10 protein-coding genes are annotated in these 13,132 nt (G+C 66.1%); 7 read left to right on the top strand and 3 right to left on the bottom strand.

Annotation, left to right across the window (positions count from 1 at the left end; genetic code table 11):
• The first annotated feature begins 139 nt into the window (after positions 1-139).
• A complete protein-coding gene (locus tag CAG31_RS06850) occupies positions 140-613 on the top strand; it encodes an Lrp/AsnC family transcriptional regulator (protein WP_085579211.1) in 474 nt (157 codons plus the stop codon).
• A gap of 101 nt (positions 614-714) precedes the next feature.
• Here the strand turns inward: CAG31_RS06850 and lpdA are convergent, their stop codons facing one another.
• A complete protein-coding gene (gene lpdA, locus CAG31_RS06845) occupies positions 715-2,115 on the bottom strand; it encodes a dihydrolipoyl dehydrogenase (RefSeq protein ID WP_085579209.1) in 1,401 nt (466 codons plus the stop codon).
• Positions 2,116-2,325: 210 nt separating this feature from the next.
• On the opposite strand from lpdA, the gene CAG31_RS06840 reads away from it, so the two are divergent.
• From CAG31_RS06840 to cfaB, 5 genes are all read left to right on the top strand, one after another.
• Positions 2,326-4,284 carry a protease modulator HflK gene (locus CAG31_RS06840; RefSeq protein WP_085579207.1) on the top strand — a complete coding sequence of 653 codons (1,959 nt, stop codon included), beginning with the start codon at positions 2,326-2,328 and terminating at the stop codon, positions 4,282-4,284.
• On the top strand, positions 4,281-5,327 hold the full coding sequence (gene hflC, locus CAG31_RS06835; protein WP_085579205.1) for a protease modulator HflC: 1,047 nt from the start codon (positions 4,281-4,283) through the stop codon (positions 5,325-5,327). Before CAG31_RS06840 ends, hflC begins: the two co-directional genes overlap by 4 nt.
• A complete protein-coding gene (gene hflK, locus CAG31_RS06830; RefSeq protein ID WP_085579203.1) occupies positions 5,324-6,382 on the top strand; it encodes a protease modulator HflK in 1,059 nt (352 codons plus the stop codon). The genes hflC and hflK overlap by 4 nt, the downstream gene beginning before the upstream one ends.
• Entirely contained in the window at positions 6,379-8,286 is a 1,908-nt protein-coding gene (locus tag CAG31_RS06825; RefSeq protein WP_085579201.1) for a heavy metal translocating P-type ATPase, read from the top strand. The genes hflK and CAG31_RS06825 overlap by 4 nt, the downstream gene beginning before the upstream one ends.
• 176 nt (positions 8,287-8,462) lie before the next feature.
• Complete coding sequence (gene cfaB / locus CAG31_RS06820) at positions 8,463-9,650, top strand: C17 cyclopropane fatty acid synthase CfaB (RefSeq protein ID WP_085579199.1); 1,188 nt, start codon at positions 8,463-8,465, stop codon at positions 9,648-9,650.
• Positions 9,651-9,653: 3 nt separating this feature from the next.
• Here the strand turns inward: cfaB and cls are convergent, their stop codons facing one another.
• Entirely contained in the window at positions 9,654-11,093 is a 1,440-nt protein-coding gene (gene cls / locus CAG31_RS06815; RefSeq protein ID WP_085579197.1) for a cardiolipin synthase, read from the bottom strand.
• A 131-nt stretch (positions 11,094-11,224) separates the two neighbouring features.
• Between cls and CAG31_RS06810 the strand changes: the two genes are divergently transcribed.
• Complete coding sequence (locus CAG31_RS06810; RefSeq protein WP_085579193.1) at positions 11,225-11,743, top strand: DUF3617 domain-containing protein; 519 nt, start codon at positions 11,225-11,227, stop codon at positions 11,741-11,743.
• Between the two features lie 50 nt (positions 11,744-11,793).
• On the opposite strand, the gene CAG31_RS06805 is transcribed toward CAG31_RS06810, so the two are convergent.
• Positions 11,794-13,131, bottom strand: a complete 1,338-nt coding sequence (locus CAG31_RS06805; RefSeq protein WP_085579191.1) for a dihydroorotase — start codon at positions 13,129-13,131, stop codon at positions 11,794-11,796.
• Position 13,132 lies beyond the last annotated feature (1 nt).

Raw genomic sequence — 13,132 nt, 5'->3', positions numbered from 1 at the left:
ACCCCTTTCGTTGTCGATTCGGTCGGCTCAGTCTAGGGCCGAAGGGCAGGGCAGGTGGTTGCGTAGTTCGCTTCAAATGCGCTTGGGATTGGCATAACCTGCTTTCTTTTTGCGCATAGACCATCAGGATCTGCCAACCATGAAACTGGACGCCTTCGACCGCAAGATTCTCGCCGCGCTGCAACGGGACGGACGCCTGAGCAACGTGCAGCTGGCCGACGAGATCGGCCTGTCGGCGTCGCCGTGCCTGCGGCGGGTGCGGATGCTGGAGGAGGCGGGGGTGATCCGCGGCTACCAGGCCAACCTCGACCGCGATGAAGTGGGCCTGGGGCTGACGGTGTTCGTCGGGGTCAAGGTGGAGCGGCACAACGATGAGCGGGCCGAAGCGTTCCGGGCGGCGGTGACGGCGCTGCCGGAGGTGATTTCGGCGTTTCTGGTGTCCGGCGAGTCGGACTTCCTGTTGCAGGTGGTGGTGCCTGACCTGCGGGCCTATGACCGCTTTCTCACCGGTTGCCTGCTGAAGTTGCCGGGGGTGAGTGACATCCGCAGCAACTTTGCGATCAACACGGTGAAAACGCCGGGGGCGTTGCCGTTGGGGCATCTTCCGGCTTGAGGCCGAGTTGAGCCCATCGCGAGCAGGCTCGCTCCTACAGGGACTGCATCAATCTCTGTGGGAGCGAGCCTGCTCGCGATAGCGGTCTGTCTGCAGGCGGCCTACATCTGCGTCGCCATCCCCTCCACATCCATCGCGGCCTGGCGCAGCGCCTCCGAGCGGGTCGGGTGCGGGTGGCAGGTCAGGGCGATGTCCTCGGCCGAGGCGCTGAACTCCATGGCCACGCAGTACTCGCCGATCATCTCGCTGACGCTCGGGCCGACCAGGTGCACGCCCAGCACTTCGTCCGTGCGCTCGTCGGCGATGACCTTGGCGAAACCTTCGGTCTCGTGGTTGATCTTGGCCCGGCTGTTGGCGGTGAACGGGAACTTGCCGACCTTGTAGGCCCGGCCTTCGGCCTTGAGCTGCTCTTCGGTCTTGCCGACGCTGGCCAGTTCCGGCCGGGTGTAGATCACGTTGGGGATCAGGTCGTAGTTGACCTCGGCCGCCTTGCCGGCGATCCGCTCGATGCAGGCCATGGCTTCGTCTTCGGCCTTGTGCGCGAGCATCGGCCCGGACGTGACGTCGCCGATCACCCACACCCCGGCGGCCTCGGTGCGGTGGCGGTCGTTGGCGAGCATGCCGCGCTTGTCGGTGCCCAGGCCGACGTTCTCCAGGCCCAGCCCGCGGGTGTACGGCCGGCGGCCGATGGCGACCAGCACATAATCGGCTTCCAGCAATTCGGCGTCGCCGCCGGCGGCGGGTTCGACGCTCAGTTGCACGCCGTTGGCCGTGGTCGTGGCGCTGGTGACTTTCGAGCTCAGCCTGAACGCGATCCCTTGCTTGCCCAGTGAGCGCTGCAAGGCTTTGCCGGCCTCGCCGTCGACGCCGGGACAGATGCGGTCCAGGTATTCGACCACCGTCACTTGCGCCCCGAGCCGGCGCCAGACCGAGCCCAGCTCCAGGCCGATCACCCCGGCGCCGATCACCACCAGGTGTCTGGGCACTTCGCCCAGCGACAGCGCGCCGGTGGAGTCGAGGATGCGCTTGTTGTCGATCTCCACGCCGGGCAGGGGCGTGGGCTCGGAGCCGGTGGCGATGACGATGTCCTTGGCGGTCAGCTCGATGCGGCTGCCCTGATCGCCGGTCACGCTGACCTTGCCGGGGCCGTCGATATGGCCCCAGCCCTTGATCCAGTCGACCTTGTTCTTGCGGAACAGGAACTCGATGCCTTTGGTCAGGCCGGCGACGCTTTCGTCCTTCTGCTTCATCATCTGCGCGAGGTTGAGCGAGGGTTTGACCTCGATGCCGAGGTTGGCGAATTCCGGCCCCAAGGCCGCTTCGTACAGTTCGGAGGCATGCAGCAACGCCTTGGAGGGCATGCAGCCGACATTCAGGCAGGTGCCGCCGAGGGTGGCGCGGCCCTCCACGCAGGCGGCCTTGAGGCCAAGCTGGCCGGCGCGGATCGCCGCGTTGTAGCCGCCGGGGCCGCCGCCCAGAATCACCACGTCATAGTTGCTCATGCGCTTGCTCCCGGTTGATGGATGCGGATCGGTAACGGTAGTCCGCACTAAAAATTACGAACGTAATATGTGCGTTTCCAGACATTTCGGTCAAGGCTTCAGGCAAGCGACAGGTGGGTCGTCTTTAGATAGTGGATTTGTGTACGAATATTTCACGGCATTTGTTATATCGTAACGATATGTGCCGTTAGCCAAGGGTTTTGGGGGGATATGCAAGTCGATCTGGAGGGGGATGGCACCCACGTGACCGGACTGCCGCGCTTTCAGCAGGCCGCGGCCCAGGGGCGCCGCTTGCGCCGGTTGGCCGTCGGGCTGGGCTCGCTGGCCGGGGCAGGGTGGGTGCTGGCGTTCTTTGTCGGGCTGTTTGCCCCGCAATCGTTGTGGCCGGCGCTGCTGGTCAACCTCAGCGCTGCGTTGCTGGTATTGGTGGCCGGGCTGCAATCGGCGTGGTGGGTGAGCCGCTGGCGGGCACGGATGATCGATCCGCCCGCATCGGTCGTCCCCGAAGATGATTCGCCTGCGCCGGACGGTTGGTACGAGCGGTTGCTCGACCGGTTGAGTCGTCGCGGCCTGCATCTGCTCGGGCAGGTCGGCGCGCCCACGTTATGGCTGGGCGGCTGGGCCTTGGCGGCCGCGTTGAGCGTCGATCAGACGTGGAACCTGGCGTTGCCGTCCGCCGCTGTGGGCATGTCGGCGACGGTCGGCGCCGCGCTGGCGTTGGTGCTGGCGTTCGGGTTGCTGGTGCTGGAACGGCAATGGGCCCAGGAGCCTCCAGCGCAATGGCCTGAAGCGGGTTCGCTGGCGCAATTGGCGCGCGTGGCGATCATCTGTCTGGTATTGGCGGCGTTGTGCCTGTTGTTCGCCAGCGAAAGCGCCGTGTGGCCGGTGCGCGTCGCGGTGCTGATTGGCCTCCTGCCGGGCGTGGTGGCGGTGGAGTTGCTGCTGCGTGCGGTGTTGTCGCTGTTCAGCCCGCGCCGGGAGACGCTCGAGCCGACCCTGCTGGCGCGCAGCGTTGTGGCGGATCTGCTGCGCTGGCCGCCGCAGCCGCTGCTGGCCTTGCAGCATGAACTGCACAACCGTTTCGGCATCGATCTGCGCCAGATCTGGGCCTTCAGCTACATGCGCCGGGCCCTGCTGCCGGTGCTGGCGCTGGTCGCAGCGGTGGGGTGGCTGCTGACCGGGCTTCATGAAATCCCGATGCAAGGCCGCGGCATCTACGAGCGTTTCGGCAAACCGGTGCAGGTGTTCGGCCCCGGCCTGCACGCCGGTCTGCCCTGGCCGTTGGGGCGGGTGCTGAGCGTCGAGAACGGCGTGGTGCATGAGCTGGCCACCAGCGTCGGCGAAAACCCGGCGCCCGTTCAGGCGGAGCCTGCCGAAGGACCACCGCCGCTGACGGCCAACCGCTTGTGGGACGCCAGCCACGTCAACGACAAGTCCCAGGTGATCGCCGACAGCCGGGGCGGGCAGCAGAGCTTCCAGATCGTCAACATGGACGTGCGCTTCGTCTACCGCATCGGTTTGAGCGATCAGGCTGCCTTGGCCGCCACCTACAACAGCGCCGATGTGCCGACGCTGATCCGCAGCACGGCCAGCCGGATTCTGGTGCACGATTTCGCCTCACGAACCCTCGACGGTTTGCTGGGGCAAGACAGGACAGGGCTCGCCGAGGAGATCGGCCGGGCGGTGCAGCACGACCTGAAGAAACTCGACAGCGGCGTGGAAATCCTCGCCACGGTGGTCGAGGCCATTCATCCGCCAGCCGGTGCGGCCAATGCCTATCACGGCGTGCAGGCCGCACAGATCGGCGCGCAGGCGTTGATCGCCCGCGAGCGCGGCGCAGCAGCCGAGGCCAGCAACCAAGCGCAACTGCAGGCCAGCCTTGCCGGGGATCAAGCCACCGCCAATGCCCGTGAAACGGAAGCGGCGGCACGGGCGGCGGACCTGAAGTTTTCGGCCGAACAAAAGGCCTACGCCAGCGCCGGTCAAGCGTTCGTGCTGGAGCAGTACCTCGGTCAGCTCAGCCAAGGGCTGAGCAAAGCCCGGCTGCTGGTGCTCGACCATCGCCTGGGCGGCAGCGGCAATGCGCCGACCATTGACCTGCGCACCTTCACACTGCCGGCCGATCCCGCGCCCGCACGCAATGTTGCTCAACCAGGAGTCACCCATTGAGCCAGTCGCACACTCACGATCATTCCGATCACAGCGGCCACGGTCATGCTCATGGCGGGCATCACCATCCCCACGGTCATCATCACCATCACCACGGCGAGCCGGAAGAAGCGGGGCCGTTCCCGTGGCGGCGCATGGGCTGGGCGGCGTTGCTGGTGGCCTTTGCCGTCGCGGCGGCGAGCCTGGTGCAGGTGCGCTCCGGGGAGGCGACGGTGATCACCCGCTTCGGCAACCCGACCCGGGTGCTGCTGGATCCCGGGCTGGGCTGGCGCTGGCCGGCGCCGTTCGAGGCGGCGATCCCGGTGGACTTGCGTCTGCGCACCACGTCCAGCGGCCTGCAGGATGTCGGCACCCGCGACGGCCTGCGCATCATCGTCCAGGCGTATGTGGCGTGGCAGGTGCAGGGTGATCCGGACAACGTGCAGCGTTTCATGCGCGCCGTACAGAACCAGCCGGACGAAGCCGCGCGGCAGATCCGCACGTTTGTCGGTTCGGCGCTGGAGACCACCGCCAGCCGTTTCGACCTGGCGAATCTGGTGAACACCGATGCCGCTCAGGTGCGCATCGGTGACTTCGAGGCGCAGTTGCGCCAACAGATCGACCAGCAATTGCTGGCGACCTACGGGGTGCGGGTGGTGCAGGTCGGCATTGAGCGGCTGACCTTGCCGTCGGTGACGCTCACGGCCACCGTCGATCGGATGCGCGCCGAGCGTGAAACCATCGCCACCGAACGCACGGCGGTCGGCAAGCGCGAAGCGGCGCAGATCCGCTCCGCGGCCGAACGAGATGCGCGCATGGTGCAGGCCGACGCCACAGTGAAGGCGGCAGAAATCGAGGCGCAATCCCGGGTCGAGGCGGCGCAGATCTACGGGCGCGCCTATGCCGGGTCGCCGCAGCTGTACAACCTGCTGCGTTCGCTGGACACCCTCGGCACCATCGTCACGCCTGACACCAAGCTGATTCTGCGCACCGACGCCGCGCCGTTCCGCGCCTTGGTGGACGGTCCGCCGACGCTCGACAGCAAAAGCGGATCGCAGCCATGAGTGAAGTTCCACGTGGAACACAGTCGCTGAACAGCCCGTGGATCCAGGCCGGACGCCTAGCGTTCTTTGCGCTGTACGCCGTGACCGTGCTGGCGGCGCTGGCCTGGGCATTCTCCAATGTGCGGCAGATCGATCCGCAAAACCGCGCGGTGGTTTTGCATTTCGGTGCCTTGGATCGGATACAGAATGCCGGTTTGCTGTTGGCCTGGCCCGAACCCTTCGAGCAAGTGGTGCTGCTGCCGGCGGCGGATCGGGTGATCGAGCGTCGGGTCGACAATCTGCTGCGTAGCGACGCGGCCTTGCAGGCGGATCGCGTGGCGACATTCGCCACACCGTTGAGCGACGCGCTGGCCGGTTCCGGCTATTTGCTCACCGGGGATGCTGGCGTCGTGCAACTGGATGTTCGGGTGTTCTACAAAGTGACCGACCCTTATGCGTATGTGCTTCAAGGTGACCATGTGCTGCCCGCGCTGGATCGCCTGGTGACCCGCAGTGCGGTGGCCCTGACGGCCGCCCGGGACCTGGACACGATTCTGGTGGCCCGACCTGAACTGATCGGCGCCGATAACCAGGCCGCCGAGCGTCGTGAACGGTTGCGCGGCGATCTGGTGCAAGGCATCAACCGACGCCTGGCCGAGCTGAAGGCAGACGGGCAGGGCATCGGCATCGAAGCGGTGCGGGTCGACGTGCAGTCGAGTCTGCCGGCGCCAGCGGTGAGTGCGTTCAATGCCGTCTTGACCGCCAGTCAACAGGCCGACAAAGCCGTGGCCAACGCCCGCACCGAAGCGGAGAAGCTCACCCAGACCGCCAACGAACAAGCCGACCGCACACTGCAGGTCGCCCATGCGCAGGCCGGTGAGCGGCTCGCCAAAGCCACCGCCGACACGGCGACGGTCCTGAGCCTGGCCAAGGCCCGGCAGCAAGGCAGCGACCCGCAGATGTTGCTGCGTCTGTACCGCGAGCGCATTCCGAAGATCCTCGGCCAGGCCGGTTCAGTCACCACGGTGGATCCGAAGGACGATGCCCGGCTGATCATTCAGGGAGCCAGTAAATGACCACGAACACCCTTCCTGCGCCGAGCCTGTTGTCCTCGGCGGAACAGCGCCGCGCCGCACGCCAGTTGACCCTGGCGATGCTCGCCCTGGGCCTGCTCGGGCTGGGGCTGATCTGGCGCTGGCTGATGCCGGAGCAGACCGGCGTCAGCCAGTTGCTACTGGGCGTCGCGTCGGTTCTGGTCGCGGTGCCGGTCATGCGTTCGGCCTGGTTCAGCCTGCGCTATCCGAGCCTGCACGGCATCACCGATCAGTTGATCGCGCTGGCCCTGCTCGGCGCCTGGGCCACCGGTGACCTGCTCACGGCGGCGTTGCTGCCGATCATCATGATCTTCGGCCACGTGCTGGAAGAACGCAGCGTGATCGGCTCCCAGGAGGCGATCCATGCGCTGGGCCAGTTGACCCGCAGCCATGCACGCAAGCTTCAGGCCGACGGCTCGGTCATCGAAGTCGACAACAGCACGCTCAAGGCCGGCGACACGGTTGAGGTCCGGGCGGGGGACCGGGTGCCGGCGGACGGGCGGGTGCTGTCCGGCCAGGCCAGCCTCGACACGGCGTCGATCACCGGCGAGTCGGTGCCGGTGGAGGCGGGCGTCGGCATGGAGGTGTTCGGCGGGGCGATCAACCGCGACGGCCTGCTGCGCATCGAGGTGACTCGCACCGGCGATGAATCGACCCTCGGCAAGGTCATCGGCCTGATGCAGAACGCCGAACGCTCCAAGCCACCGATCACTCGCCTGCTGGAGCGTTACGCCGGCAGCTACATGGTGCTGGTGTTGCTGCTGGCGGCGGTGACCTGGTTCATCACCCACGATGCGCAAGCGATGCTTGCGGTGCTGGTGGCGGCTTGCCCGTGCGCGTTGGTGCTGTCGGCGCCGGCCACCGCGATTGCCGGTGTGGCGGTGGCGGCGCGGCACGGGATCCTGATCCGCAGTTCGGCGTTCCTTGAGGAGCTGGCCGATCTCACCTCGTTGGTGGTGGACAAGACCGGCACCCTGACGTTCGGCACCTTGCGCTTGCAGTCGGTCGACAGCCCCCGCGTCGAGCACGGCACGGTGATTGCGCTGGCGGCGGCGCTCGGTGCAGCCAGCAGCCATCCGGTCAGCCGTGCGCTGGCCGGTCTGGCCGAGCCGGACAGTGACCTGGCGCTGACCGACATCCACGAGCGGCAAGGCTTGGGCGTGGTCGCGATGACGACCCGGGGCGAAGCGGCGCTGGGTCGCCCGGAGCTGTTCACGCAGTTGGGCATCGTCACCACCGCCGTACCGGAGCACGACGGCCCGATCGCCGGGCTGGCGCTGAACGGCGAATTCCTCGCCTGGCTGCTGCTCGCCGACAGCGTCAAGCCGGAAGCGCGGCTGGCGCTGGGTGAGTTGCGCGACCTGGGCCTGGGACGGCAATTGCTGCTGACCGGCGATCGCCACAGTGTGGCGAACGCGCTGGCCCGGGATGTCGGCCTGCACGAAGTCGAGGCCCAAGCGTTGCCGGAGGACAAGCTCAACCGAGTGCTGAAGGAGATCGACAGCGGCTTCCGGCCGATGGTGGTCGGCGACGGCATCAACGACTCATTGGCGCTCAAGGCCGGGGTGGTCGGTGTGGCGATGGGGGCGGGAGGCGCCGACATCGCGCTGGCCTCGGCCGACATCGTGCTGATCGGCAGCGACCTGCGACGCCTGGGCACCTGCGTGCGGCTGAGCCGCCACTGCCGGCGCACGTTGCAGGTGAACGTGATCATCGGCCTGGGCTGGACGCTGGCCATCGTCGTGTTCGCCGCATTCGGTTGGCTCGGTGCAGCCGGGGCCATGATCGCTGCGCTGCTGCACAACCTCAGCACCTTGCTGGTGCTGGGCAATGCCGGGCGCCTGCTGCGGTTTCAGGAACCGTTGCTGAAACTGAAGGAAGATTGATCATTTTTTGAACGGTGCGCCGGCCCCGAAGTCTTCCGAACAGGCGCACCGTACAAGGATGACCGTGCAGGCGCAGGCGTTCCGGTTCATAGCGGACGGCTATTAAATCGATAGCCTGCTATTTTTCAAGGATGGTCTACCCTCAGATCAGACGTCTGAAACCAGGGGGATATTCCATGCTCGCGCAACTTCCACCGGCCTTACAGAAACTGCAGCTACCGCTTCGCCTGCGGCTCTGGGACGGCCATGAGTTCAATCTCGGGCCGACGCCCAGCGTCACCATCGTGGTCAAGGACCCGCAGATGGTCACCCAGTTCACCCATCCAAGCCTGGACGCGCTGGGGGCGGCGTTCGTCGAGGGCAAGCTTGAACTGGAAGGTTCGATCAGCGAAGTCATCCGAGTCTGCGACGAGCTGAGCAATGCGCTGCTCGACGAAGACGAAGGCAGCCAACCGGTGCGCTCGCTCCACGACAAGGAAACCGACGCCAAGGCCATTTCCTATCACTACGACCTGTCCAACGCGTTCTACCAGCTGTGGCTGGACAGCGACATGGCGTATTCCTGCGCCTACTTCGAAACCGGCAGCGAAACCCTGGAACAGGCCCAGCAGGCCAAGTTCCGCCATCTGTGCCGCAAGCTGCGCCTGCAGCCCGGCGACTACCTGCTGGATGTCGGCTGCGGCTGGGGCGGGCTGGCGCGGTACGCCGCCCGTGAGTTCGGCGCGAAGGTGTTCGGCATCACGTTGAGCAAGGAACAACTGGCGCTGGCCCGCGAGCGGGTCAAGGCCGAAGGGCTGGAAGACCAGGTCGAGCTGCAGTTGCTCGACTACCGCGACCTGCCCCAGGACGGCCGTTTCGACAAAGTGGTCAGTGTCGGCATGTTCGAGCATGTGGGCCACGCCAACCTCGCCGAATACTGCAAGACCCTGTTCGGTGCGGTGAAGGAGGGCGGCCTGGTGATGAACCACGGCATCACCGCCAAGCACACCGACGGTCGTCCGGTGGGACGCGGCGCCGGGGATTTCATCGAGAAGTACGTGTTCCCCAACGGCGAGCTGCCGCACCTGGCGATGATCTCTGCCGAGATCAGCGAGGCGGGCCTGGAGATCGTCGACGTCGAAAGCCTGCGCCTGCATTACGCGCGCACCCTGGACCACTGGAGCGAGCGCCTGGAGGACAACCTGGAGACCGCCGCCAAACTGGTGCCGGAGCAAGCGCTGCGCATCTGGCGCCTGTATCTGGCCGGATGCGCCTACGCCTTCGCCCACGGCTGGATCAACCTGCACCAGATCCTCGCCGTGAAGGCCCACCCCGACGGCAGCCATGAACTGCCGTGGACCCGGGACGACATCTACAACCCGTAGGCCTCAGAGAATCGGCGAAATGAGCCGGGCGACCCGCATGCCGACCTGTTGCAGGTGGTGGATCTCCCGGCTTTCGTCTTTGGCGATCTCGTTGGCCTGGGCGAAGTCATCGTTGAGCATCTGCTCCACGCAGGTGGCGAATTCGCTGTCCACGGTCAGCAGCATCACTTCGAAATTGAGGCGGAAGGAGCGGTTGTCCAGGTTGGCGCTGCCGATGGCGCTGATTTCGCTGTCGATCAGCACCACCTTCTGGTGCAGGAACCCGGGCTTGTAGCGGAACACCCGCACCCCGGCGCGCACGGCTTCGAACGCATAGAGGCTGGAGGCGGCGTAGACGATGCGGTGGTCGGGGCGCGACGGCAGCAGCAGCCGCACATCGACGCCGCGCAGCACCGCCAGGCGCAATGCCGCGAACACCGCTTCGTCCGGAATGAAATAGGGGCTGGTGATCCACACCCGCTCGGTGGCGGCGTGGATCGCTTCGACGAAGAACAGCGAGCAGGTCTCGTAGGGGTCGGCCGGGCCGCTGGCGAGCAATTGGCAGAGCACGCCGTCCTCCGGATAGGCCTCCGGCAGGATCATCGGCGGCAGGGCGCGCGCGGCCCAGAACCAGTCCTCGGCGAACGATTCCTGCATGCAGGCCACCACCGGGCCGCGCACTTGAATGTGGGTATCGCGCCACGGTGCCAGCGGCGGTTTCTCGCCCATGTACTCGTCACCGACGTTGTGGCCGCCGACGAAACCGGTCATGCCGTCCACCACGACGATCTTGCGGTGGTTGCGAAAATTCACCTGAAAGCGGTTGAGCCAGCCGCTGCGGGTGGCGAACGCCCGCACCTCGACGCCGCCGTCGCGCAGGGCCTGCACGTAGCTGTGGGGCAGGGCATGGCTGCCGATGCGGTCGTAGAGCAGATGCACCGCCACGCCTTCGGCGGCCTTCTTCAGCAAAAGGTCGCGCAGGCGCTGGCCGAGCTGATCGTCGTGGATGATGAAGAACTGGATCAGCACCGCCTCCCTGGCCTGGCCGATGGCGTTGAACAAGGCCTTGAACGTGGCCGGGCCGTTCACCAGCAGTTGCACGTCGTTGTTGGCCAGGCACGGCATCCGTCCCAGCCGGGGCATCGCGCGCAACGAGGCGTAGGCATTCGAGGCGCGGGCGGTCAGGGCCTCTTCCACCCACGGCCTCCAGTTGAGTTCGGAGATCGCCTGACGCATCTGTTCGTTGGCCTGGCGTCGCGCCTTGATGTAGCCGTCGAAGGTGCTGCGGCCGAAGACCAGGTACGGGATGAGCGTCAGGTAGGGAATGAAGATCAGCGACAGCGCCCAGGCGATCGAGCCTTGCGCTGTGCGCACGGTCAGCACCGCGTGAAGGGCGGCGATCGAGCCCAGGGTGTGGATCAGGGCGATCAGGTAACCGAAGAGGTGCGGTCCGAAGTAATCCATGGGGCAGCCGTGCTCCTGAAGTTTCAATGCCTAACAGACCATGTTCCGTTGCGGTTGTCGCCATTTAATTGGAGCATGAACCGAAGCGACCGGCCGACGTCTAACGGCCACTACTGATCAGGAGTCTCGCAATGAACGTTCGTCTGCTGGGTTTGGCGCTGGGCCTGGGTTTGGCTTTGCCGGTGGTTGCTCAAGCGCAAATGCTGCAGCCGGGTTTGTGGGAAATGACGTCGAGCAACGTCAAGGTCGATGACCAGGCCATGGACGTGCAATCGATCCTCGGCCAGATTCAAGGGCAAATCACGCCGCAGCAACGGGCGGCGCTGGAGAAGCAAGGCATCAACATCGGCGGCAAGGGCATCCGCGCCTGCCTGACGCCGCAGCAAGTGGCGACCAACGACATTCCTCTGGCGGATCCGCAGTCGGGATGCAAGCAGCAGATCACCGAGCGCAACGGCAACCAGTGGAAATTCCGCTTCAGTTGCCCGCGGGCCCAAGGCACCGGCGTGGCGACGTTCCTCAGCGACCGGGAGTTCACCACGGTCGCCAACGGCACCTTCAATGCCATCGGCATCAACCAGAAGGGCAGCCTGGAAACCCGCGCGGTGTGGTTGGGGCAGGACTGCGGCACCGTCAAGCCAAGAGCCTGAAAGGCTTCGCGGGCAAGCCGGGAAGGCTTGCCCGCGAACGCGTCACCGATTCAACGCATGAACCTCAGGGGCAACCCCCGACACCCTTCGTTCACCCGCTGGCCATCCCAGGCGATCTGTCCCGACACGACGGTCAGGCTCACCCGATGCCTGAACCGCCGTTCGGCGAACGGCGTCCACCCGCATTGCGACAGCACCGGTTGGCGTAACACGGCGACCCCTTGCGGCTCCGGTCGTATCAGCACCAGATCCGCCCAATATCCCTCACGCAAATAACCCCGGTCCGGGATAGCGAACAGATCCGCCACCCGGTGGCTGGTCTTCGCCACCAGGGTGGTGATCGGCAACACGCCGTCGGCCACCAGCTCCAGCAGCGCCGGCAAGGCGTGCTGCACCAGCGGCAAGCCCGCCGGCGCCTGGTCGTACGGTCGCTGCTTTTCGGCCCACGTGTGCGGCGCATGATCGCTGCCGATCACATCCAGGCGGTTGCTCAGCAAGGCCTGGCGCAAGGCGTCGCGGTCGGTGCGGGACTTGATCGCCGGGTTGCATTTGATCCGGTTGCCCAGCGTCGGGTAGTCGCGGTCGTCGAACAGCAAATGGTGCAGACAGACTTCGGCGGTGATGCGTTTTTGGGTCAGCGGTTTGTCTTCGAACAGTTCCAGCTCGCGGGCGGTGGTGAGGTGCAGGACGTGCAGGCGTGTGCCGTGGCGTCTGGCCAGGTCCACGGCGAGCGAAGAGGAGCGGTAGCAGGTCTCGGCATCACGGATCAGCGCATGGGCGTCGGGCGGCAGGTGCTCGCCGTAGCGCTCGCGCAGCCTGGCGGCATTGGCCTCGATGCTGGGCGTGTGTTCGCAGTGGGCCAGCAAGATCGTCGGCACCTCGGCGAACAGCCGTTCCAGGATCCGTGGATCGTCCACCAGCAGGTTGCCGGTGGAGGCGCCCATGAACACTTTCACCCCGGCCACTTCGCACGGGTTGAGCGCGGCCACCGTGTCGAGGTTGTCCTGGCTGACGCCGAAGTGAAAGCCGTAGTTGGCCACGGAACCGATGGCGGCCCGGCGCTTCTTGTCGGCCAGCGCGTCGAGGGTGAGGGTGGCCGGGGAGGTGTTGGGCATGTCCATGAAACTGGTGATGCCCCCGGCGACGGCCGCGCGGGATTCAGAGTGAATGCTGCCCTTGGCCGGCGAGCCCGGTTCGCGGAAATGCACCTGGTCGTCGATCATGCCCGGCAGCAGCCACTGGCCGGCGGCGTCGATTTCCTGCGCTGCGTTCTCGCCGAAGATGCTTGAGGCGATTTTGACGATGCGGCCATGGCTGACCAGCACGTCCGCTTCGAATTCCCGTCCTTCGTTCACCAGCCGCGCATGGCGGATCAGCAGGTTGCCCATG

Origin of the sequence: Pseudomonas sp. R25(2017), from assembly GCF_002112565.1 — a bacterium.
Lineage (GTDB): Bacteria > Pseudomonadota > Gammaproteobacteria > Pseudomonadales > Pseudomonadaceae > Aquipseudomonas > Aquipseudomonas ekonensis.
This window is presented reverse-complemented; position numbering and strand designations above follow the sequence as displayed.

Excerpts from the sequence above, each read along its gene's own strand:
- CAG31_RS06850 (WP_085579211.1), top strand. The coding sequence starts at position 140 with ATGAAACTGGACGCCTTCGACCGCAAGATTCTCGCCGCGCTGCAACGG.
- CAG31_RS06840 (WP_085579207.1), top strand. The coding sequence starts at position 2,326 with ATGCAAGTCGATCTGGAGGGGGATGGCACCCACGTGACCGGACTGCCG.
- CAG31_RS06810 (WP_085579193.1), top strand. The coding sequence starts at position 11,225 with ATGAACGTTCGTCTGCTGGGTTTGGCGCTGGGCCTGGGTTTGGCTTTG.
- cls (WP_085579197.1), bottom strand. The coding sequence starts at position 11,093 with ATGGATTACTTCGGACCGCACCTCTTCGGTTACCTGATCGCCCTGATC.
- lpdA (WP_085579209.1), bottom strand. The coding sequence starts at position 2,115 with ATGAGCAACTATGACGTGGTGATTCTGGGCGGCGGCCCCGGCGGCTAC.
- cfaB (WP_085579199.1), top strand. The coding sequence starts at position 8,463 with ATGCTCGCGCAACTTCCACCGGCCTTACAGAAACTGCAGCTACCGCTT.
- CAG31_RS06825 (WP_085579201.1), top strand. The coding sequence starts at position 6,379 with ATGACCACGAACACCCTTCCTGCGCCGAGCCTGTTGTCCTCGGCGGAA.
- hflK (WP_085579203.1), top strand. The coding sequence starts at position 5,324 with ATGAGTGAAGTTCCACGTGGAACACAGTCGCTGAACAGCCCGTGGATC.
- CAG31_RS06805 (WP_085579191.1), bottom strand. The coding sequence starts at position 13,131 with ATGGGCAACCTGCTGATCCGCCATGCGCGGCTGGTGAACGAAGGACGG.